General features: G+C 35.1%; 22 protein-coding genes. 15 read left to right on the top strand and 7 right to left on the bottom strand.

The genetic code is table 11. The annotated features are described in order from the left end of the window. The first annotated feature begins 17 nt into the window (after positions 1 to 17). From NST14_RS14395 to dltD, 3 genes are all read left to right on the top strand, one after another. A complete protein-coding gene (locus tag NST14_RS14395; RefSeq protein ID WP_000758242.1) occupies positions 18 to 1,640 on the top strand; it encodes a peptide ABC transporter substrate-binding protein in 1,623 nt (540 codons plus the stop codon). A gap of 116 nt (positions 1,641 to 1,756) precedes the next feature. Next, positions 1,757 to 2,284: a GNAT family N-acetyltransferase gene (locus NST14_RS14390; RefSeq protein WP_000461337.1), complete on the top strand. Its 528-nt coding sequence runs from the start codon at positions 1,757 to 1,759 to the stop codon at positions 2,282 to 2,284. 266 nt (positions 2,285 to 2,550) lie between these two features. Then, complete coding sequence (dltD, locus tag NST14_RS14385) at positions 2,551 to 3,732, top strand: D-alanyl-lipoteichoic acid biosynthesis protein DltD (RefSeq protein WP_000782290.1); 1,182 nt, start codon at positions 2,551 to 2,553, stop codon at positions 3,730 to 3,732. A 38-nt stretch (positions 3,733 to 3,770) separates the two neighbouring features. Here dltD and NST14_RS14380 read toward each other — a convergent pair whose 3' ends face one another. Further along, positions 3,771 to 3,995, bottom strand: coding sequence for a hypothetical protein (locus NST14_RS14380; RefSeq protein ID WP_000558703.1), 225 nt, complete (start codon positions 3,993 to 3,995; stop codon positions 3,771 to 3,773). A 144-nt stretch (positions 3,996 to 4,139) separates the two neighbouring features. Here NST14_RS14380 and NST14_RS14375 point away from each other — a divergent pair, with 144 nt between their 5' ends. Beyond that, on the top strand, positions 4,140 to 4,628 hold the full coding sequence (locus NST14_RS14375; protein WP_001982153.1) for a DinB family protein: 489 nt from the start codon (positions 4,140 to 4,142) through the stop codon (positions 4,626 to 4,628). Positions 4,629 to 4,667: 39 nt separating this feature from the next. Here NST14_RS14375 and NST14_RS14370 read toward each other — a convergent pair whose 3' ends face one another. Next, a complete protein-coding gene (locus tag NST14_RS14370; protein WP_048557940.1) occupies positions 4,668 to 5,273 on the bottom strand; it encodes a DedA family protein in 606 nt (201 codons plus the stop codon). Positions 5,274 to 5,550: 277 nt separating this feature from the next. On the opposite strand from NST14_RS14370, the gene NST14_RS14365 reads away from it, so the two are divergent. From NST14_RS14365 to NST14_RS14355, 3 genes are all read left to right on the top strand, one after another. Then, on the top strand, positions 5,551 to 6,663 hold the full coding sequence (locus NST14_RS14365; protein WP_048557939.1) for an HD domain-containing protein: 1,113 nt from the start codon (positions 5,551 to 5,553) through the stop codon (positions 6,661 to 6,663). A 35-nt stretch (positions 6,664 to 6,698) separates the two neighbouring features. Further along, a complete protein-coding gene (locus NST14_RS14360; RefSeq protein ID WP_000454877.1) occupies positions 6,699 to 7,196 on the top strand; it encodes a GNAT family N-acetyltransferase in 498 nt (165 codons plus the stop codon). Between the two features lie 64 nt (positions 7,197 to 7,260). Continuing rightward, positions 7,261 to 8,097, top strand: a complete 837-nt coding sequence (locus NST14_RS14355) for a metallophosphoesterase family protein (protein ID WP_048557938.1) — start codon at positions 7,261 to 7,263, stop codon at positions 8,095 to 8,097. Positions 8,098 to 8,277: 180 nt separating this feature from the next. Here the strand turns inward: NST14_RS14355 and NST14_RS14350 are convergent, their stop codons facing one another. Continuing rightward, a complete protein-coding gene (locus tag NST14_RS14350; RefSeq protein ID WP_000447224.1) occupies positions 8,278 to 9,042 on the bottom strand; it encodes a DUF1836 domain-containing protein in 765 nt (254 codons plus the stop codon). Between the two features lie 259 nt (positions 9,043 to 9,301). On the opposite strand from NST14_RS14350, the gene NST14_RS14345 reads away from it, so the two are divergent. Both NST14_RS14345 and NST14_RS14340 read left to right on the top strand, forming a co-directional pair. Then, positions 9,302 to 9,751 carry a hypothetical protein gene (locus NST14_RS14345; protein ID WP_000914477.1) on the top strand — a complete coding sequence of 150 codons (450 nt, stop codon included), beginning with the start codon at positions 9,302 to 9,304 and terminating at the stop codon, positions 9,749 to 9,751. Next, positions 9,739 to 10,047 (top strand): YxcD family protein, encoded by a 309-nt coding sequence (locus NST14_RS14340; RefSeq protein ID WP_000447759.1) that lies wholly within the window; start codon positions 9,739 to 9,741, stop codon positions 10,045 to 10,047. Before NST14_RS14345 ends, NST14_RS14340 begins: the two co-directional genes overlap by 13 nt. A gap of 24 nt (positions 10,048 to 10,071) precedes the next feature. Here NST14_RS14340 and NST14_RS14335 read toward each other — a convergent pair whose 3' ends face one another. From NST14_RS14335 to NST14_RS14320, 4 genes are all read right to left on the bottom strand, one after another. Then, complete coding sequence (locus NST14_RS14335) at positions 10,072 to 11,307, bottom strand: NAD(P)/FAD-dependent oxidoreductase (protein ID WP_229142763.1); 1,236 nt, start codon at positions 11,305 to 11,307, stop codon at positions 10,072 to 10,074. Further along, positions 11,304 to 11,636: a (2Fe-2S)-binding protein gene (locus tag NST14_RS14330; RefSeq protein ID WP_000087049.1), complete on the bottom strand. Its 333-nt coding sequence runs from the start codon at positions 11,634 to 11,636 to the stop codon at positions 11,304 to 11,306. Before NST14_RS14330 ends, NST14_RS14335 begins: the two co-directional genes overlap by 4 nt. Further along, complete coding sequence (locus NST14_RS14325) at positions 11,633 to 11,905, bottom strand: (2Fe-2S)-binding protein (protein WP_000182238.1); 273 nt, start codon at positions 11,903 to 11,905, stop codon at positions 11,633 to 11,635. The genes NST14_RS14330 and NST14_RS14325 overlap by 4 nt, the downstream gene beginning before the upstream one ends. Positions 11,906 to 11,979: 74 nt before the next feature. Further along, the gene (locus tag NST14_RS14320; protein WP_048557936.1) at positions 11,980 to 13,641 is read right to left on the bottom strand and encodes a sigma-54 interaction domain-containing protein; all 1,662 of its coding nucleotides are present in this window, start codon (positions 13,639 to 13,641) and stop codon (positions 11,980 to 11,982) included. Positions 13,642 to 13,821: 180 nt separating this feature from the next. Between NST14_RS14320 and NST14_RS14315 the strand changes: the two genes are divergently transcribed. The 6 genes from NST14_RS14315 (at position 13,822) to NST14_RS14290 (ending at position 20,989) form a co-directional block, all read left to right on the top strand. Then, complete coding sequence (locus NST14_RS14315) at positions 13,822 to 14,997, top strand: NAD(P)/FAD-dependent oxidoreductase (protein WP_001215270.1); 1,176 nt, start codon at positions 13,822 to 13,824, stop codon at positions 14,995 to 14,997. Further along, a complete protein-coding gene (locus tag NST14_RS14310) occupies positions 14,994 to 16,031 on the top strand; it encodes a proline racemase family protein (RefSeq protein WP_001257530.1) in 1,038 nt (345 codons plus the stop codon). The genes NST14_RS14315 and NST14_RS14310 overlap by 4 nt, the downstream gene beginning before the upstream one ends. Beyond that, positions 16,028 to 16,969: a proline racemase family protein gene (locus tag NST14_RS14305; RefSeq protein ID WP_193635933.1), complete on the top strand. Its 942-nt coding sequence runs from the start codon at positions 16,028 to 16,030 to the stop codon at positions 16,967 to 16,969. The genes NST14_RS14310 and NST14_RS14305 overlap by 4 nt, the downstream gene beginning before the upstream one ends. Before the next feature lie 22 nt (positions 16,970 to 16,991). Continuing rightward, complete coding sequence (gene dapA / locus NST14_RS14300) at positions 16,992 to 17,888, top strand: 4-hydroxy-tetrahydrodipicolinate synthase (RefSeq protein ID WP_000789612.1); 897 nt, start codon at positions 16,992 to 16,994, stop codon at positions 17,886 to 17,888. Between the two features lie 18 nt (positions 17,889 to 17,906). Then, positions 17,907 to 19,391, top strand: a complete 1,485-nt coding sequence (locus NST14_RS14295) for an aldehyde dehydrogenase family protein (protein ID WP_193635932.1) — start codon at positions 17,907 to 17,909, stop codon at positions 19,389 to 19,391. Positions 19,392 to 19,498: 107 nt separating this feature from the next. Further along, entirely contained in the window at positions 19,499 to 20,989 is a 1,491-nt protein-coding gene (locus tag NST14_RS14290; protein WP_000436985.1) for an alanine/glycine:cation symporter family protein, read from the top strand. The last annotated feature ends 26 nt before the right edge of the window (positions 20,990 to 21,015 follow it).

Raw genomic sequence — 21,015 nt, 5'->3', positions numbered from 1 at the left:
ATAGAGGGGGTTTTCAAATGAAAAAAGTTGTTCGTTACTCATTAGTTAGTACTCTATTCGTTTCTTCAATTTTAGTTGGCTGCGCAAAAGAAAAAACAACGACAAAGCCGAAAGATGAGAAGAAAGTATTACAGTTACTAGAAACGGGTGAAATTCCGTCATTAAATTCAGGGAAAGTAACAGATGCAGTATCATTTAACGTTTTAAATAACGTCATGGAAGGATTATTCCGCTTATCGAAAAACGATGAAGTGATTGAGGCTGGAGCACAAAAATATGAAGTGAGTAAAGATGGGAAAACATATACATTCCACTTGCGTGATGCGAAGTGGTCTAACGGAGATCCAGTAACAGCGCAAGATTACGTATATGCTTGGAAGCAGCTTATTAATCCGGATACTGCTTCTCAATATGCATACATTGCGTACGATGTGAAAAATGCGGAGAAAATAAATAAGAAACAACTAGGGTTAGAGGAATTAGGAGTAAAAGCGAAGGATGATAAAACGTTCGTTGTAGAGTTGGAACATCCTGTACCGTATTTTACGAAACTACTTATTTTACCGTCCTTCTATCCAATTAACGAGAAATATGCGAAAGAGCAAGGCGATAAATATGGATTAGAAGCAAATAAAACGGTATATAATGGGCCATTTACATTATCTGATTGGAAGCATGAAGCTAGTTTTACGATGAAGAAAAACGATAAGTATTGGGATAAAAAAGAAGTGAAGCTAGATGAAGTAAACTATCAAATTGTTAAAGAAATTTCAACTGCGGTAAATTTATATGAAACAGATAAAGTTGATAGAGCTGTCATTTCTACAGAATTCGTAGATAAATATAAAAATAATAAAGAGCTAAAACAATATACAGATCCAGTTATGTACTTCTTCCGATTTAATGAAAATGTGCCGATTCTTAAAAATAAAAATGCACGTCTTGCACTAAGTACAGTGTTTGATAAGAAAGGACTTGCGACTTCATTTTTAAATGATGGATCGGTTGCTGCAAACTATTACGTGCCAAAAGGATTTTTAAAAGGTCCAGATAAAAAAGATTTTAGAAGTACAGCAGGTGAGTTTAATAAAACGGATGTAAAACAGGCGAAAGAATATTGGGAAAAGGCGAAGCAAGAAACAGGTACAAATGAAGTAACGCTTGAGTTATTAAACTATGATTTAGAAAACTTCAAAAAAGTAGGAGAATATATTAAAGAGCAGCTTGAGAAAAACTTACCTGGCTTAAAGGTAAATGTGAAATTACAACCACACACGCAAAAATTAGCGCTAGAGAAGAAGAAAGAATATGAAATGTCGTTATCACGCTGGTTACCAGATTATCCAGATCCAATGACTTACTTAGAAGTATTCCTTTCTGGAAGCAGTGTAAACAATACTGAATATGCAAATCCAGAATATGATGCGTTAATTAAGAAGATTAAAACAGAATTAGGTAATGATGAAAAAAACCGTTGGAAAGCATTGCAAGATGCTGAGAAGATGTTGCTGGATGATGCGGTAATTGCTCCAGTATTCCAGCGCGGATTATCTTACTTACAAAAGCCGTATGTGAAAGATTTATACGTACATCAATTTGGACCAGCAACAAGTTTAAAGTGGGCAGATGTACAAAAATAAAGGATGAGAAAACAGACTCCACGTTTGTGGTAGTCTGTTTTTTAGTTAAAGTCGGGTAAATAGTACATGGTATAATTTACTAGTCTGTATAAAATTTTGGAGGGGAATGAAGTTTTATGTTTGAAGAAAAGAAAGTAATACATACAAAAAGGTTATTCATGAGAAAGCCCATTATAGAAGATGTTGATCAATTTTATAGCATAGTAAAAGAAGAGGCTGTTGGCAAATGGCTTGCTAAATCAAAGGGAATGTCAAAGGAAGAAGCAAAGGACTATATTATGCAACTAATATCACATTGGGAACAGTATGGTTTCGGGGTATGGTTGTTAGTTAATAGAAATACAGGAGCGCTTTTAGGACATTGTGGTTTAAGAAAAATAGATGAAACAGGTGAAATAGAAATTATGTATTTACTTGATCCGGAATATTGGGGAAATGGATATGCGTCAGAAGCAGCAAAGGCTTCCATTCAATATGCAAAAGAGATGATGAATGTAAAAAGAATAATTGCTAGAGTAAAAGTAGCAAATGAGAACTCGAAAAAACTTTTACGAAATCTAGGGTTTATATATACTCATGAAGTTGATTATAGCGGGCGCTTATTATCATATTTTGAACTCAATACATCATCCGAAGAATTCTAGACATTTCATATGTTTTTTCATTGTTAAAAAATAAAATTATTACTAAAATTTCAGTGTGAAATGTATGTAGAATCTTGTATAATTAACGTGTTTCTATGGAAACATTTTCTTGCGCTATATATAGGTCTTAATAGAACAAGGAAAGAAATACATACATGTATATAATAGATAAATAGAATGGAACATGTATAGAGAAAAAGGAGAGAAATGATGACGTGTCAAAGACAAGGGTTACAATTTAATTGCGATAGGAAGAGGAATAAAAAATGAAAATGAAGCATGCCTTTGGTCCCATAATTTTAGCGTGTGTGCTTTTTTTTATTATCATACTCATCCCATCGAAAAGTTTAGTATCACTGATTAGTGATAAGAAGGTAGCAGATGCGGCAACTTCCTTACAAAAAGAAAAATTACAAAGTGTATTCTTGCAACAGAAAATGTTAGAGAATTCGCAGTATTTACCGATGTACGGTTCATCTGAATTTTTACGAATGGATGCATATCATCCGTCTAATTATTTCAAAGTAAATCCCGCTGGTTTTACGCCATATTTAATTGGGATTGGCGGTACACAAAGTTTAGCTCATATATTAAATATGACATCTACAATGGATGAGTTAGAAGGTAAAAAAGTAGTCTTTGTTTTATCACCACAATGGTTTACAAAGACTGGTGTATCGCAGGGGGATTTTACGAACAATTTCTCTAAACAACAAGCATATCATTTTATTTTTAATGATAAAATAAATGTAGAAATGAAGAAGCAAATTGCGAAACGACTTTTAGATTATAAAGTTGTTCAAGAAGATGATATATTAAAAAATTCCTTAGAAGGTATTGTATTTAATGATACGAAACATAACGTAAAAGCGGGTTTAGTTAAACCACTTGCTTATATGCATCGAAATATTTTAGATCATAGAGATTTATTTAACTCCATATTTAAGATTGAGCCGATGAAAGAAAAAACAAATGTGGGACTACGTTCAATTTCTTGGGTAGATGCACGTAAACATGCGGAAGAAGAAGGGAAAGCGGAATCTACTACAAACACATTCGGAATTGAAAATCCATATTACTATAAACATAATTTGAAGAAAAAGTTAAAAGGTTTAAAAAACTTTAGAGCAAATGAATCGTATGAAGAATCACCAGAATATGATGACTTACAAATTGTTTTAAATATTTTTAAAGAGAAAAATGTCAAGCCGCTCTTTATTTCTGTACCTGTAAATGGACCGTGGTATGATTATGCTGGCTTCCCTAAAGAACGCCGTGATGTATATTATAAAAAAGTTCGGGAACAAGTTGAGAAAGCGGGGTATCCAGTAGTCGATTTCTCTGGCCATGAATATGATAAGTATTTCTTAAAAGATACAATTCATTTAGGGTGGAAAGGCTGGATTTACTTTGATGAAGCAGTGCAAAACTTTTATACTGAGAAATAAGTGTGGAGAAAAAGGAACGGCTATAAGCTGTTCCTTTTTTAGTATAGAGGATTTTGATGTGGGCAATTCGGAAAGGCATGTATATCTTGAATTTGTCTAAAATCATAATGTTTCATTGCGAATTGCGCTTGATAAAGGTATTCATATACATACAATTGACCATCATGTGCAGAACATAATACACCAGAGGTTCCTTGCCCATTAATGAAGGAAATACCGATAGGGCGTCCGATTAAGTATTGTATTTTTTGTTGCCAATGCATAGGGGAATCACTCCTTTTTGAGATAATATACGAAATGAATGAGTGAATTGTAGCTTATCCACATAATTATGAAGGCTTTTTATACAATTTCTAGAAAATATTAATATGAATGAATTATAAGTGCGAGAAAGGAAGGAAGGAATAATGAAGAAAGAGAATGTTTTGGAAGAAAAATTATATTTAATAGAATGGTGTCAAACATTACAGCGAGTACCTGATGATATATGGTTTCAGGCATTAAGAGAAGGTTCATGGGCAATTGCGGATGTGATTTCACATTTTATCGTTTGGGACGTGTTTTTAATAAAGGATAGAATTCCATACTTTATAAGTGGACAATCTGTACCAAATGTTCCAATAGATGTTGAGGAAATGAATAAGGGAGCAATTAAATATGCGAGATCTGGTATTTCAAAAGAAGGACTATTAAATCAATTCAGTGTTACTCGTAAACAGTTAGTGGATGAAATTGAGCGAATTCCCACCAAATATTTTTATAATGTCTACCAATTTGGCACTAAAAAAGTGAAATTAAATCATTACTTTTCATCACTCATTCAACATGACTTAAAGCACAAAGAAGAAATAATACAATTTCTAATACAAAATCAAGCCTATAATAAAAACCGCTAACATTCGTAATGAATGTATAGCGGTTTTTATTATATATTTTTACGCAAAATTTTTACGTTTTTTTGTCCATTTTTTTATAACGAAGTATAAAACAATAAGTATGACGCCACCAATTGCGAATGATTTCACATATGGTCCAGCGATATCATTAATATTCTCCCAATTTTCACCTAGTTTTTCACCTAAGTAAATGAAAATGATAGACCAAGGGATGATTGCGAGTGCTGTTAACGTAGTGAAACGTAGGAATGACATTTTTGTAATACCAGCAGGAATTGAAATCGCATGACGCACTACTGGAATGAAGCGTGCTGTAAAAATGACGCCAGTTCCGTAACGATTAAACCAATCTTCTGCAGCATCTATTTGTTTTTTATGTATGAAAATATATTTTCCATAACGTTCTAATATAGGGCGTCCACCGTATCGTCCAAGCCAATAAATAAAAATTTGAGCAATAACGCCGCCAATTGTACCAAATACAACTGCACCTACAAATGAGATACTACCATTGAATACTAAGTATCCCGCATAAGCAAGGACAATCTCACTTGGGATAATCTCAATCATAAGTCCAAGCATAATGCCCCAATAACCTAGCCCTTCAAAAAATGTTAATACTGAGTGAATAAAACTACTTACCATTGTTGCACCTTCTAGTTTATGTATTTTTGAATAGGTGAACCTTATAGTTAATAATATAAAAGATTCACTATGTGTAGATTATACCTTATTTGTATAGGGGATTGCTATTTCAATTCTTTTATGTCCTTTATAAGTATTATAGTAAAGTATATAAGTTCAATTTTCATGAAGAGAGAATGAAAAGATTATTAAAAATTTCTCATATTCCAATGATAATAGACTGAAAATTAAGTATAATGGTGAAGGTCTTTAATTTACAAAAATAGGAGGAGAACATATGTATATTACAGATCCGATTTATGGACCAATATCTATTCAGGATAGATATATTCTTCAATTGATAGATACAAAAGCATTTCAAAGGTTGGCTTATATTAAACAGCAGGGACATACATACTTTTTACACGAAAACGCAATACATACGAGGAAAGAACATTCAATAGGTGTATATGTACTTGTAAATAAAGTGATAGAACATCTTACGAATATTGGTGATATTCGTTTATCAGAATATGAGAGGGAATTATTATCTGTTGTAGCACTTCTACACGATATTGGCCATGGCCCGTATTCGCATTGTTTTCAACAAATATCAGGTGAAGATCATGGTGAGTGGACTATACGAATCATTCAAGAGGACGAAGAAATACGCACGATTTTAAATCAGACCCCTGAATTATTAGATGATGTAATGAAAGCTTTAACAGAAGATGGAGTCTTTCTAATTATAGATGAACTATTATTTAATTCATTAGGCATGGATCAATTAGATTTTTGGAATAGAGATTTATATTATTCTAATCTTGAATTAGAGGGCTTAAGAATTGAAGAACTGATTGCTAGTATGCGTTTTATTAATGGTAAACTTGTAATTGAAGAATCTGGAATCCCTTTGATTGAACAACTAATGAAAATGAAAGAAGGACTTTATAATAATGGCTTTGGTCATCCGTTTGTAATAGGAAAAGATTTATTGTTGCAATCCATTTTTCGAAAGGTAATGGAAAAAAATCTTAAGTTCTATACTCCTGAATTACAAAATTTCTTTTATAAAGAAGATTTACTAGTAGAAGACTTTCTTCCGTTACAAGATGAAATGATTTTACATGAAATTCAGTGCTTTGCAAAATCAGAGGACAAACAATTAGTGGCGTTAATTCAGCTTTATTTTTCAGGTACTAAAAGTTTATCATTTCAAAAAGGGCTGGAGGGTGATTTTAAGAGGGAGAATAATAATTTAGCAATAATAATTGAGAAAAAGGCGTACAGTTCATATGTAGGTGGTATTTACGTCTATAGTGAGGGGCAGCTAGAGGATATTGTAGAAAAATCCCCTTTTATTCGAGAGATAGTAAGGTTACCTAAAAAAGAATATGCATATTCAATTTAATTAGTTTGAAAACATAAAATGGATGAGGTGGAAATGTGGAGTGGAAAGAACGCCTTTTAGAAATGGATGATTTACCAGTTATATTAGAATGGTATAACGATGAAAAATTACATAACATAGCGGATATAAAACCATTTAAGCGATATACAATCGAAGAGCTTCGTCAGTACTGGACCGAAAAATTGTCGCGGTCTCATGCAAGTTATCATGTAATAGTAGTGAAGGATGAAGTAATAGGTAGAGTTGGATTAAAAAAGACGAAATATGATGATATATATGTGATGGAATACTCTATTCTCATTGGCGTTTCGAATTTATATTCAAAAGGGCTTGGAACGGAGATTACAAAGTATTTTATTAGTAAATCATTTTTAGACCCTGATATAGAAGCAGTTCTATTGCAAGTTAGGGAAGATAACAAGAGGGCGATTCGTTGTTATGAGAAAGCTGGATTTGAAAAAGTAAAATCGTATGTGGAGAATGAAGTGAAAGTGTACGAAATGCGTAGAGTTAAGAAAGAGGAAACAGTATAGAAAGAAAAAAGCGTGTGTATTTAATTCTGAATATAGCGTGAATTAGGGAGAGTGAATAAAATACATGAAACATAAAATTGCATTACTGGCAGATGTACATGGAAATGCAACTGCTTTACAAACAGTTATCGAAGATTCTATGAAAGAAGATGTGACTGATTATTGGTTTTTAGGAGATTTAATTATGCCAGGTTCTGGATCGAATGATTTATTTAAAATGTTAGAAAGTATAAACGTTGATACTTATGTACAAGGAAACTGGGAAGATAGCTTTCTTGACGTTCTTAATAAAAACATTGATATTGATAACGCAACTGATATTTATGTTTCTAGATTAGTTCAGTATCAATGTGAAAACTTGGATGAAAACTATATTAAGCATATTAAAAATTTACCATTACAGATAATAAAACAGGTTAATGATTTATCAATCAGTATTAGTCATAATTTACAAAATAAAAATTACGGAGGAGATTTGTGGCCCACTAATAATCAGGAACAGTTTGATCGGTTATTTGATCGTGAATATGATATTGCGATTTACGCTCATACCCACCATCAATTGTTGCGCTATAGTAGCAATGATCAATTAATTATTAACCCAGGAACAGTTGGACAACCTTTTTACAAGTGGAATAAGCTAAACTCTGACTTACGTGCTCAGTATGCAATTCTTGAGATTGATGAGGCAGGGATTGCGGAGGTGAGATTTAAAAAAGTTTCTTATGATGTAGAAAAGGAATTAAAAAACGCTATTAGTAAAAATCTTCCTTATATTGATTTATATCGCGAATTGCTCGAGACTGGAAAAACTCATACTCACGATATTGAATTATTGCGAGAAATTAATGATAAATACAATTACAACGATGATGTAATTAAGTTTATCGAGAAAATCTAATAGGCATTTAATAGCACGAAATGAAGATTGTTGAATGAATTATAGATTAGTAATGATAATTACATAATCAAGAGCAATTGTAAAATGAAACTTATATGTAAACGATTTTTGCATCTTATATTGATATAAAAAACAAGCATCTCCCAGTTCTACATATAAGATAGGGGGATGCTTGTTTTTTTACGGCTTCACATCTAAATTTTGTAGAAATAAAGTTGCTGTTACGTAACGTTTCGCTAACATTTGTACATATGCGGTATGTACAGAAAGTGTGGCGATAATAATGGCGTTACGGATTGCTTCACGTTGTTCGTTATTAACCTGATCGAACTTGCTTGCAATTTTATCAGCTCTTTCTTTTACGATGTTTTCAATTGTATGGATTGTATCTGTTGCATTTAATTGTAAGCAATTCCCTTGATTGAGTTCTTCAAATAGAGAAGAGTATGCTCCATATAAATGAACAGGATTGATTAAGTCATCACTTCGATCGGCTGGATCATTTACGATAAGGCGTAATAGCTTACGAATGGATTCAAAATCAAGTGCTGTTTTTAAATCTTCAACAATGAATAGTAAGGCTGCTTGTTCAATTGAATATTTTTTTCCTTTTTGAGGAGAGCCAATCATTTCTTTTATATCTCGTTTCACCCAGTTTTGCATGGCAGTTACAGAGAAACTTGTGTTTTCGATCTGATTGCCAAGCGCGACTATTTCATTTAAAGAGAAACCGACGTCTGTATCGTCAATTTTTATCAGTTTTTCAAAAATAGGTGAAAGTGCGGTAGTGATAAAAGCAGTTACGCTTTGTCCGCTTTCAATATCTTTTTTATGTGACTTTGCCCAAGCTTCTTGTAAAATACCGAGAGGCTTTTTCGTATTCCATCCTCTTAATGATAGAAGAAGGGTAGCCATTTCGTTTCGTGTGAGATGAAATGTTTCCATCTTTTCACCTCCATAAATAATAAAAAGTTCTTATGAACCTATAATATGTTTTGTTTCATTTAAAGTCAATTCTGTTTTGCTTAATTTTTCCTTTGTCACTAAACTGTCGGAAGTAAATAACACTTGCATATTTCGACAAAAGTTCATATAATAAGTTCATAAGAACCTTTAAAATGTTTTTAAAAATAAATCTATCATTCTGAATTTACTAGAAAGGTAGATTTCACATATATCTATATAAAAGGAGAATGGATATAATATGTTGAAAAAACTTGTAGCAGTCATGACAGCATTCATGGTTATCTTTGGAGCTAGTAGCTTCATGTTTGTAGATCACGCAGCAGCGAAGAGTTACAAATCTGGTAAAAAGTCGTTTACACCAAGTTCAGGTCAAAAGTCAAAAGTTGATTTAAACAAAAAAGACTCAAATGTAAATTCTCAAAAAACGACTCCTGATTCAAAAACAAAAGCAACAAATACAGCACCAAAAAGTAATAAAGGAAGCTTTATGAAAGGTTTATTACTAGGTGGTCTCGGTGGTTTACTAATGGGTAGCTTATTTGCAAATATGGGAGCTCTTGGTTCTGTATTAGCATTTATGGTAAATATGTTAGTAATGGCTGGTATCGTAATGTTAGCAATTCGTGCATTTAAATACTTCAAAGATCAACGTAAGAAAAAGGAAGATGAAGTAGCATGGAAACGATAAAAATTTCTGAACAAGAACTGATCAATGCCCTTTGCGTATATATCGCTGAAAAAAGACAAGTTGGTCCAGAAGAAGTTTTAGTTGAACTTATGTACGACGATGACTATGGTTTTTCTGCTGAAGTAGAGGTAAATGGTCGCCAGCAAATTTTAATTCAAGCGAACTTAATCGAAGCACTACGCTTATTACTTGACAGAGAATATAATGTCAATTCATTTGCGGCGAGATTACAACTTGAATTAGATGATGAAGAAGGTATTTACGCGTTAGCGAAATTTAATAACTCAGATGAGTAGGAAAAAGAGCTGTTGAGAGTATTCTCAGCAGCTCTTTTTAGTATGTGCATATGCAAGGGAATAATCACGCCAAATTTCATTCATTTTCCGTCTACCGACATCAACACCTTGGTTAAATTGAATGGCAGCTTGTTGACGTACCGCATGTACATGTTGGATTGCTTGTTGCAATTGTTGTTCCACAGAATGGGATTTTTTATTTGCCTGTTTTACAATTGAATATCCAGCAACAGTCCCTTGTGCCATTGCAATTTTCCCGCTTTCAATGCCAGTTATATTGCCGGCTACAAATAAACCAGAAAGAGGGGTTTCCATTGCTTCGGAATGGAGAGGAACATGCCCGCCTAATTCCGGAATGTAACGGAACGGACAGCCAGCTACAGCGGCTAGTTCAGCGAGAGGATATAAGCCACCGGCAATACAAACGAAGTCTGCTTCATATATTTGTTCCGATCCGGTTACGATATTTCCTTTCGTATCAATATTAGCAATGCGTACACCTTCAACTTGATTTGTTCCGATAATTTCAAGAGCTGCTTTTCGAAGGTGAAGAGGTGTACCGTTTATTTTCATTCCGCTGTTTGGATAGAAGGTTAATCCGGCTTTTCGAATCCAGTCATATTTCATAAAATGGCTACCTATGCGTAGAAAAGCAGAAGGAGCGAGATGAGCCGCATTTAAAAGAGAGTTTAAAACTTCTTCTGGTTCTCCAGCCTGTTGACTTAATTCACTTTTTTCAGGAAGTACGATATGTTCAATTTTGATGCCTGCTAATTGTAATTCATTCAAAATAGCGAATGACAAAATGTTAGCACCAATAATGATTCCTTTTTCCCCAACTTGAACGCGATGAACATTTGTCATTACTTGGGCTGCCCCGATTGACATGACTCCTGGAAGTGTCCAACCGGGAAGGGAAATGGAGTACTCAGCAGCGCCAGTAGCAAGTAAAACGAACGGTGCTTCTAACGTACCGATATTCGTATGTACGTACCAAGAACTTTCATCTTTATCTAAATTATAGACGGAAATGCCACATTGAATATTAACTGAAAGAGATTGTGCTTCTTCGTGAAGGCGTTTTGATTCTTTTATCCCGTTCCACCATTCTCCAGTAGGTTCTTGATGTAATTGTCCTAACAATCTTCCGCCAGGCTTCATAAATTCATCAATAACAAGTACATTCAGTCCAAATCGAGCGCAAGAGATAGAGGCTGATAAACCCGCTGGGCCAGCTCCGATAATTATGACATCATTCATCGCTTTTTCACCATCTCTCTCACGATATTTGGATGCTGTTTACCACTAGCAACAACCATATCTTTTTCAACGACAGTTAAGCATGCTCGTACGTTTGCTTGATTGTTTACTGTGACGCGGCATTCAGAACAATGTCCGATATTACAGTAAATACCTCGCGGCGTCCCGTTATCTTCGTGCACTCTTAATGTTCTTATTCCGTTTGCAAGTAAAGCGGCCGCAATCGTTTCATGTTCATATGCTTCATATTGTTGACCGTTAAATTGAAAAGTAATGCGATTACTATTATGTAAACTTCCTAAAATAGGGTGATGTGTAATTCTACTCATTTACTTTCACCTACCGATCCAAAAGTAACTGCTCGTACCGGTGGTTGATATTTCAATGGAATATCATTTGTAGTTACGCCTGGATTTGCATGTTCAATCATTCGATCTATCATCATTCTACATGTGCGGCCACCGCAAAATCCCATGCCAGCACGTGTTCTTAGTTTTAATTCTCTTGCCGAGCATTTATATTCAGCAATTGTCGATTGAAGTTGACCGTATGTAACTTCTTCACATCGACAAACAATTAAGTGGTCTTTATTCGTCATATGTATTCCTCCTCTAGTTCGGTTTGCACAAATTATATAATGCAAAAACTATGCCAATATAGAGGAGGTAAGGTTTATTGTAACCCGAGCTTTTTTAAACGGTTATATAAAGTGGCTCTCGTAACACCAAGTTGTTTCGCACATTCTAATTTATTTCCATTCAAAATGCGTAAAGCCCTCTCAATGACCTTTTTCTCATGTTCCTCCATCTCTTCTTGTAAAGAGAGGATTGTATTATTGTTGCTGAGTAATAAGGAATGAGCCGCATGATTATCTAAAGTTTCGGTTGTATGAAATGGTAAATATTCTTGCTTTATAATACCGTCAGTCGCAAATACGACAAGTCTTTCAATAACGTTACGGAGCTCGCGAATATTACCTGGCCAATTGTAATGAAGCAGTTCATGCATAATGCTTGAAGGTAAGTCGCGAATGGGTCTGTTATAGTTTATTGAAAAATCGTTTAGGAAAGAATAGGTTAATTCAATAATATCTTCGCGTCTTTCGCGCAGCGGTGGAATATGCAAACTAACTACATTTAGGCGATAGTATAAATCTTCTCGGAACGTGCCTTTTCTCATTTCTTCTTGTAAATCACGATTGGTAGCAGCGATAATACGGAAGTCAATATGAATCTCTTTTTCTCCACCAACTCGGTAATATTTTCGTTCTTGTAGTACACGTAAAAGTTTCACTTGCATATCGAGCGGCATTTCTCCTATTTCATCAAGAAATAATGTGCCACCTTGGGCGAGCTCTATTTTACCTTTCTTACCTTTATTATTTGCACCAGAAAACGCCCCGCGCTCATAGCCGAATAATTCGCTTTCAAATAACGCCTCTGGAATGGCACCACAGTTAATTGAAATGAATGGAGCTTTAGCTGCTTCACTTGCATCATGAATTGCTTTCGCAAATACTTCTTTTCCAACACCACTTTCACCGAGTATTAAAACAGTTGATTTCACCGAACAAACTTTTCTAGCTAATTGTATCGTTCTTTGTATAACGGGGCTCTTTCCATTCATCGCAAGAAAAGGGTCTGATTCATCTTTATACTTTGCTACTTCTTGTTCTAAACGGTGCATTTCATGTGACATATTGAATAGTTTTTCATTTAATGCGACTTGATTTGTAACGTCAGTTTCTGAAACGACTGCTCCTATAATTTCATCGTTACAATAAACTGGATTTGAGTTAATTAATACGAACAAATCTGGACGAGGTTGATGGAACTGAGCGATTATACTTTTTCCGTCATGTAATGATTGCAAAATTTCCAAATCTTTATAGTCAAAAAAACGAGTGATAGGTTGCCCAATAATCTCATTATGCTTGACTGAAAAGATCTTCTCGGCGCCATCTGTCCAGGTGCAAACGCGTTCTTTATCATCGATGACTGTAACGGAAGAATCCGTTGTTTGTATTACGGTGTTATAAAAAGAATGGAGTTCATTGTATGACTTAACAAGAAACGGGATGATTTGCTGAGCTGTTATACAGCATATAGGCTCTTTATTTTCGTTCATTATGATAACGACTATTTCATTGGAAAACGCGTCAATTAAAGCGGTGAATGATTCATCTTCATATATTACTGCGCAGTTATATTTTTCTGTAGTAGAAGGGCGGTAATAATACTTTCCGTTAATTTGCTCAATATGTTGCAAGCAGTATGTATGATTAATGGATAAAATTTTTAGAAATTCTTTTATTGTGGGAAATGAGAATGCCATATTGTCCTCCTATTATGTATAAAAATTTTGACAGTGATAAAAAAATAATACACTTATTTGCGATAAATTTAAAATATTTTTACAAATAAAAATATTATTTATAAAAATTGTATATATGTACAGTTGGCACGTCAATTGCATAAAAGAAAGTGAGAGCTTTAGGGGAAGGAGGAGTATTTTGTGAGGCACTGCGACGTTTTAATAATTGGCGGCGGTATTATTGGCTGCTCGATCGCGTATTACACTTCAAAATACGGAAGAGACGTAACAATCATTGAAAAAGGAGAATTTGTCAGCGGGACGTCTTCACGGTGTGACGGAAATATTTTGGCTATTGATAAAGACCCCGGGTTTGATAGTCAAATGTCGTTAGTAAGTCAAAAATTAGTAACGGATTTAAGTGAAGAGTTAGAGCACTCATTTGAATATAGGGCACCAGGAAGTATTCTCGTATGTGAGTCAGAAGAAGAAATGGAAGCAGCGCAGCAATGGGTGAATCGTCAAAAAGAAGCGGGTTTACCGTTTCGAATGCTTGATAGGCAAGATATAAGAGCAGAATCGCCATTTTTTGCAGATGATTTATTAGGCGGGTTAGAATGCGCAACAGATTCGACTGTAAATCCATATCTTCTTGCTTTTTCACTTCTTGCAGAATCGAAGAAATATGGTACGAAGGCTTTTAATCATACGGAAGTAAAAGAAATGAAAAGAGATAAAGAAGGTTCCTTTATTGTAGAAACGACAAATGGGACGTTTACTGCGAAGCAAGTGGTGAACGCAGCGGGTGTGTGGGCTCCGAAAATCGGACAAATGTTGGATATAAATATCCCAATTGAACCGAGAAAAGGGCATATTATTGTAGCTTCAAGGCAACAACACGTTGGTTGCCGTAAAGTAATGGAATTTGGTTATTTAATTTCTAAATTTGGCGGACAACGAAAAGTGGATGCTTTAACTGAAAAATATGGGGTAGCTCTTGTGTTTGAGCCGACAGAAAGCCAAAATTTTTTAATTGGTAGTAGTAGAGAGTTTGTAGGGTTTCATACGAGGATAAATAACGAGGTTATTAAATGTATTGCGAACAGAGCAATACGTTTTTATCCGAAAATGGCGGATATGATGGTGATTCGTTCCTATGCTGGATTACGCCCGTGGACAGAAGATCATTTGCCGATTATTTCACGTGTGGAACATATCCCAAATTACTTTATAGCAGCAGGGCATGAGGGGGATGGCATTAGTCTTGCCGCAGTTACAGGAAAAGTGATTGAAGAGTTATTAAATGAAAAAGAAACAATCATTCCTATTGAACCACTTCGTTTGAGTCGTTTTACAGAAAGGGTGTTAAACGGATGAGGTCACAAAGAGTCTTTACGACGATTGATACACATACGGGCGGGAATCCAACGAGAACATTGATTAGCGGCCTGCCTAAGTTAATAGGCGAGACGATGGCAGAGAAGATGTTACATATGAAAAAGGAGTATGACTGGATTCGCAAATTGTTAATGAATGAACCGCGTGGTCATGATGTAATGTCAGGAGCACTATTAACAGATCCGTGTCATCCTGAAGCAGATATTGGTGTTATTTACATAGAGACAGGTGGATATTTACCGATGTGTGGTCACGATACAATTGGTGTATGTACAGCTTTAATTGAATCAGGTTTAATTCCGGTAGTTGAACCGATTACCTCGTTAAAGTTAGACACGCCAGCCGGCTTAGTTGAAGTGGATATCTTTGTTCAAGATGGAAAAGCGAAAGAAGTCTCCTTTTGTAACATACCAGCTTTTTTACTGAAACACATTACTGTAGACGTCGAAGACATTGGAACTGTAGAGGCGGATATTGCGTATGGAGGGAATTTTTATGCCATTATCGATGCGAAATCAGTAGGGTTAGAGTTAGTACCAGAAAACGCATCTACAATCATAGATAAGGCAATTCATATAAGAAATATCATTAATGAGAAATTTGAAATCATTCATCCAGAGCATTCGTTTATTAGAGGATTAACCCATGTGGAGTTTTATACAGATCCTACACATGAAAGTGCGCATGTGAAAAATACAGTTGTCGTTCCGCCTGGAGGAATTGATCGTTCTCCATGTGGTACAGGAACATCAGCAAAGTTAGCGGTATTATATGCGAACCAAAAAATTGAGATTGATGAAGAGTTTGTTCACGAGAGTATCGTTGGCTCTTTATTTAAAGGTTGTGTCATAAATACGACAAATGTTGAAAATATTGAAGCTGTCGTAACGAAAATTACAGGTTCAGCTTGGCTTATGGGGATGCATAGATTTTTTTACAATGAAAAGGATCCACTGAAAGAAGGCTTTTTGCTAATTCCGCCGATGGAACATGAAACGGAGGATGTAAAATGAACATTCAAAAAATGTATACAGCAGTAGACGTACACGTAAATGGCGAGGTATTCCGTGTAATAAAAGATGTACCATGCAAGTACTACTACAATTTAGAACAATTAAACGAACAATTTTCAGGTGAATTAGCAGAAGAAATGCAGCTTTTATTAAATGAACCGCGTGGTTTTATCGGTTTAAATGGATGTATCGTCGTTCCTTCTATTCATACGGAAGTTGATGCAGCTGTATTATTTTTTAATCATGAAGGATCAATTCCTCTTCATTACGGAGGTATTGTCGCAGTCATAACGATGTTACTAGAAAGTGGGTATGTAAAAAAGAGAGAGACGAATCAATACAAAATCGAAACGTTATCTGGCATATTCTCAGTCTATGCGTATGTAGAGAATGATGAAGTTGTATCTGTTTCGCTTGAAAGTAAACTATGTTATATGATTGAGAAAAATTTACAAGTTGGTAATATAAGTTACTCTCTCATACAGGCAGATAAAGTATACGCAGTTGTAGAAAAAGGTGCGTATTCGCCAGAAATTCGTATTGAAAACATTTCAGAATTGAAAAAATGGGGAGAAGCCACACTTCAAGCTATACAAAAACAGTCACTTATAAAAAGACTTATTTTAGTAGATTCCACGCAAAAAGAAAAGAACCATATAAAGTCGATTACATTTCATGAAGATAACTTTATCGTACGATCGCCAGGTTTTGTTTCTACTATTGTGTCTTATGTTCACGCGTTATTTAAAAATGATTATATAGCGGATAAACCTTTTATAAATGAAAGTATATGTAATAGCTTTATAACTGTTGAAAAAGTGAAGAAGGAAGAAATGGGTTACATTTTCCGTTTTGAAAGTAGAGGATTTATTACAGGGATGCAGACGTTTCTATTAGATCCTACAGATCCGTTTCCGACAGGATTTTTATTAAAATAAAATAGTAAAGGGAGAGATAAATATGAAAAATATTAAAGGGGCATTTCCAGTATTAATCACACCGATGGATGAGTTTCAAGAGATTAATTGGAACGGTGTAAAACAAAACGTAAACTACTTTATTGAGCAAAAAGTGGCTGGCATTATTATTAATGGAAGCACAGGAGAGTTTGTTAGTTTATCAAAAGAAGAACGATTTAAAATGGTAGAAACAGTATTAAAAGAAGTTGATGGTCGTATACCAGTTATTGTTGGAACTGCTGCGGAGACGACGAAAGAGACGATTGAATATACGAAACATGCAGAAGCGCATGGAGCGGATTGTGCATTAATTATAAATTCGTATTATTGTAAACCGAAAGAAGAGGAAATATATTTTCATTTTAAAGAAATCTCAAACGCTGTAAATATTCCAATTATGTTATACAATAACCCGTTTACATCTGGTGTTGATATGAGTACAGAACTCATGCTACGTATTGGAAAAGACTGTGAAAATGTTACACATATTAAAGAATCTAGCGGAGATATTCGAAAAGCGAGAGATTTAGTAAGACAAGGCGAAGGTGCTTTTCAAGTGTTCTGTGGATCTGAAGATTTAGTTATGGAATCTTATTTAGTTGGTGCGACGGGCTGGGTTTCAGTAGCAGGTAATATCGTACCGGGACTTGTTACAAAAATGTATGAGCATTTCCAAAATGGTGAATTAGAAAAAGCTTGGGAAATAAACGACGCTATTTTACCTCTTTGTGAGTTTCTTGAAGGGTCAGGAAAATATGTACAAATCGTGAAACGATCAATGGAATTATACGGGCAAGCTGGAGGACCTTCACGTTATCCGAGACTCGGATTAACTGAAGAAGAAGAGCAAAAACTTCAAACGATTATTTCAAAAATTGCAGCTCATGCAGCTGTTTAAATAAGGGGGAGAGCATATATGTTAACGAAAAACATTGAACTAAAACCAAAAGTGAAAGCGTTTTTAAATGAAGAAATTAAAATGTTTATTAATGGTGAATTTGTTCCTTCAATTAGCGGGAAGACGTTTGAAACATACAATCCAGCAACAGAAGATGTTTTAGCGGTCGTATACGAAGCACAAGAAGAGGATATCGATGTCGCAGTAAAAGCGGCACGATCTGCATTTGAATCAGGACCTTGGGCAGAAATGACTACTGCTGAAAGAGCACATCTTATTTATAAATTAGCAGACTTAATAGAAGAGCATGGAGAAGAATTAGCACAGTTAGAAGCTTTAGATAATGGGAAGCCATATCAAGTAGCACTGGATGATGATATTGCAGCGACTGTAGAAAATTATCGCTATTATGCGGGATGGGCTACGAAAATTATCGGGCAAACCATTCCGATTTCAAAAGATTATTTAAATTACACACGCCATGAACCTGTTGGCGTTGTAGGTCAAATTATTCCTTGGAATTTTCCGCTCGTTATGTCTTCTTGGAAAATGGGAGCTGCACTAGCAACAGGTTGTACGATCGTATTAAAACCAGCAGAACAAACTCCTTTATCGTTATTATATACAGCGAAACTTTTTAAAGAAGCAGGTTTTCCAGATGGTGTTGTAAACTTTGTGCCAGGTTTCGGCCCTGAAGCGGGAGCTGCAATTGTAAACCATTATGATATTGATAAGGTAGCCTTCACAGGTTCAACAGTTACAGGAAAATATATTATGCGTCAATCTGCAGAAACAATTAAACATGTAACGTTAGAACTTGGTGGTAAATCACCAAATATCATTTTAGAAGATGCTGATTTAGAAGAAGCGATTAACGGTGCATTCCAAGGTATTATGTATAATCACGGCCAAAATTGTAGTGCTGGATCTCGCGTGTTCGTTCACCGAAAACATTACGAAACAGTCGTAAATGAACTAGTAAAAATGGCGAATAACGTGAAACTTGGAGCAGGTATGGAGAAGGAAACGGAAATGGGTCCTCTCGTATCTAAAAAGCAACAAGAGCGTGTACTACATTACATTGAACAAGGAAAAGCTGAAGGCGCGACTGTTGCTGCTGGTGGTGAACGTGCATTTGAAAAAGGTTATTTTGTACAGCCAACAGTATTCATAGATGTTACTGACGATATGACGATAGTTAAGGAAGAAATCTTCGGTCCAGTTGTCGTTGTACTTCCATTTGATTCAACGGAAGAAGTAATCGAAAGAGCAAATCGCTCTTCTTACGGACTCGCTGCAGGCGTATGGACACAAAATATTAAAACAGGACATCAAGTTGCCAATAAATTAAAGGCAGGAACGGTATGGATTAATGATTATAACTTAGAAAATGCAGCGGCACCATTTGGTGGATTTAAACAATCTGGTATCGGCCGTGAGTTAGGTTCATATGCGCTTGATAATTACACAGAAGTGAAAAGTGTTTGGGTAAATATAAAGTAATAGAGAGATGAAATAATGAGATAGACGGACAACTGGAAGTTTTAATAATAGTTGTCCGTTTTCTTATATATAAAATAGTGTTCTAAAGAATGATAAGGGGGATTTGGATGGAGCAATTAGTAGAGTGGTTAGTAGGGCAAGTATGGAGTATAGGGCTAGTTATTTTCGCATTAGGGGCAGGGGTGTATTTTACTATTGCAACTCGTTTTCTACAAATTCGTTATTTTAAAGAGATGATTAAACTATTATTTGAAGGGAAGAGCTCGGAGACGGGAATTTCATCCTTTCAAGCATTTTGTTTAGCCTTATCAGGTAGGGTCGGAATAGGTAATATTGCAGGGGTCGCAACAGCTATCGCTTTCGGCGGGCCTGGAGCTGTATTTTGGATGTGGGTAATGGCTCTTTTAGGAGCAGCTAGTGCATTTGTTGAATCAACATTATCTCAAGTATATAAAAGTAAAGTTGGAAATGAATATCGCGGTGGTACACCATATTTCATTGAAAAAGGATTGAAAATGAAATGGTTTGCAATCATTGTGGCAGTCGTTGTAACACTTTCATATGGTGTTTTATTACCAGGTATTCAATCTAGTAGTATCGCAGTTGGATTCGAAAACTCTAATGGTATTAGCAAATATATAACTGGTATATTGTTAGTCATATTATTAGCGGCAATCATTTTTGGTGGCGTAAAGAGAATTGCGGGCGTTTCACAAATGCTCGTTCCATTTATGGCAATTGGATATGTAATTGTTACATGTATCGTATTAATTGCGAATGTAACGGAAATTCCAAGTATGTTCGCTTTAATTTTCTCTAGTGCTTTCGGTATAAATGAAATGTTTGGTGGAATCGTCGGTGCAGCAATTGCATGGGGCGTAAAGCGCGCTGTATTTTCAAATGTAGCTGGCGTTGGAGAAGCGACGTATAGCTCTGCTGCGGCTGAAGTATCTCACCCAGCAAAACAAGGGTTAGTTCAAGCCTTTTCTGTATACATTGATACAATTATCGTATGTACAGCGACAGCTCTTATGATTTTAATAACAGGTATGTATAATGTTATACCGGAAGGGAAAAGCGCTATTGTAAAAAATATAGGGAATGTTGATGCTGGTCCAATCTATACACAACAAGCAGTTGAAACTGTTATGACTGGGTTTGGTCCATTATTCATTTCAATCGCAATCTTCTTCTTCGCATTTACAACTTTACTCGCATACTACTATATCGCTGAAACGACACTTACTTATTTAGATCGTGAGCTTAAATATAGCTGGTTAAAACCAGTTTTGAAAATTGGATTTTTAATTATGGTTTACATCGGTAGCATAGAATCAGCGTCGCTTTTATGGAATCTTGGGGATTTAGGAATTGGTAGTATGGCATGGTTAAACTTAATTGCGATTCTACTATTAAGTAAAATCGCATTAAAAGTGTTAAAAGATTATGAAGCGCAGAAAAAAGAAGGGAAAGATCCAGTATTTGATCCTAAAAATGTAGGAATTGAAGGTTTAACATTTTGGGAAGAAAGAAGTAAAGAGGTTCAAAGAAAAAATGTTAAAGAACAAGAGGTAGTGGATGATAGTCTGAAGCTGTAGTTTAAATAAACTGAACATTCACTCTA

This window comes from Bacillus sp. FSL W8-0519 (assembly GCF_038005585.1).
In the GTDB taxonomy this organism is placed as follows: Bacteria; Bacillota; Bacilli; order Bacillales; family Bacillaceae_G; genus Bacillus_A; species Bacillus_A paranthracis.
Note: the sequence above shows the minus strand (reverse complement) of the source record. Positions and strands in the feature narration are given on the sequence as shown.

Coding starts and splice junctions, on each gene's coding strand:
- NST14_RS14380 (WP_000558703.1), bottom strand. CDS start 3,995: ATGCATTGGCAACAAAAAATACAATACTTAATCGGACGCCCTATCGGT.
- NST14_RS14310 (WP_001257530.1), top strand. CDS start 14,994: ATGAGGTCACAAAGAGTCTTTACGACGATTGATACACATACGGGCGGG.
- NST14_RS14355 (WP_048557938.1), top strand. CDS start 7,261: ATGAAACATAAAATTGCATTACTGGCAGATGTACATGGAAATGCAACT.
- NST14_RS14330 (WP_000087049.1), bottom strand. CDS start 11,636: ATGAGTAGAATTACACATCACCCTATTTTAGGAAGTTTACATAATAGT.
- NST14_RS14320 (WP_048557936.1), bottom strand. CDS start 13,641: ATGGCATTCTCATTTCCCACAATAAAAGAATTTCTAAAAATTTTATCC.
- NST14_RS14375 (WP_001982153.1), top strand. CDS start 4,140: ATGAAGAAAGAGAATGTTTTGGAAGAAAAATTATATTTAATAGAATGG.
- NST14_RS14390 (WP_000461337.1), top strand. CDS start 1,757: ATGTTTGAAGAAAAGAAAGTAATACATACAAAAAGGTTATTCATGAGA.
- NST14_RS14325 (WP_000182238.1), bottom strand. CDS start 11,905: ATGACGAATAAAGACCACTTAATTGTTTGTCGATGTGAAGAAGTTACA.
- dapA (WP_000789612.1), top strand. CDS start 16,992: ATGAAAAATATTAAAGGGGCATTTCCAGTATTAATCACACCGATGGAT.
- NST14_RS14335 (WP_229142763.1), bottom strand. CDS start 11,307: ATGAATGATGTCATAATTATCGGAGCTGGCCCAGCGGGTTTATCAGCC.
- NST14_RS14370 (WP_048557940.1), bottom strand. CDS start 5,273: ATGGTAAGTAGTTTTATTCACTCAGTATTAACATTTTTTGAAGGGCTA.
- NST14_RS14350 (WP_000447224.1), bottom strand. CDS start 9,042: ATGGAAACATTTCATCTCACACGAAACGAAATGGCTACCCTTCTTCTA.
- NST14_RS14345 (WP_000914477.1), top strand. CDS start 9,302: ATGTTGAAAAAACTTGTAGCAGTCATGACAGCATTCATGGTTATCTTT.
- NST14_RS14305 (WP_193635933.1), top strand. CDS start 16,028: ATGAACATTCAAAAAATGTATACAGCAGTAGACGTACACGTAAATGGC.
- NST14_RS14365 (WP_048557939.1), top strand. CDS start 5,551: ATGTATATTACAGATCCGATTTATGGACCAATATCTATTCAGGATAGA.
- NST14_RS14290 (WP_000436985.1), top strand. CDS start 19,499: ATGGAGCAATTAGTAGAGTGGTTAGTAGGGCAAGTATGGAGTATAGGG.
- NST14_RS14395 (WP_000758242.1), top strand. CDS start 18: ATGAAAAAAGTTGTTCGTTACTCATTAGTTAGTACTCTATTCGTTTCT.
- dltD (WP_000782290.1), top strand. CDS start 2,551: ATGAAAATGAAGCATGCCTTTGGTCCCATAATTTTAGCGTGTGTGCTT.
- NST14_RS14340 (WP_000447759.1), top strand. CDS start 9,739: ATGGAAACGATAAAAATTTCTGAACAAGAACTGATCAATGCCCTTTGC.
- NST14_RS14295 (WP_193635932.1), top strand. CDS start 17,907: ATGTTAACGAAAAACATTGAACTAAAACCAAAAGTGAAAGCGTTTTTA.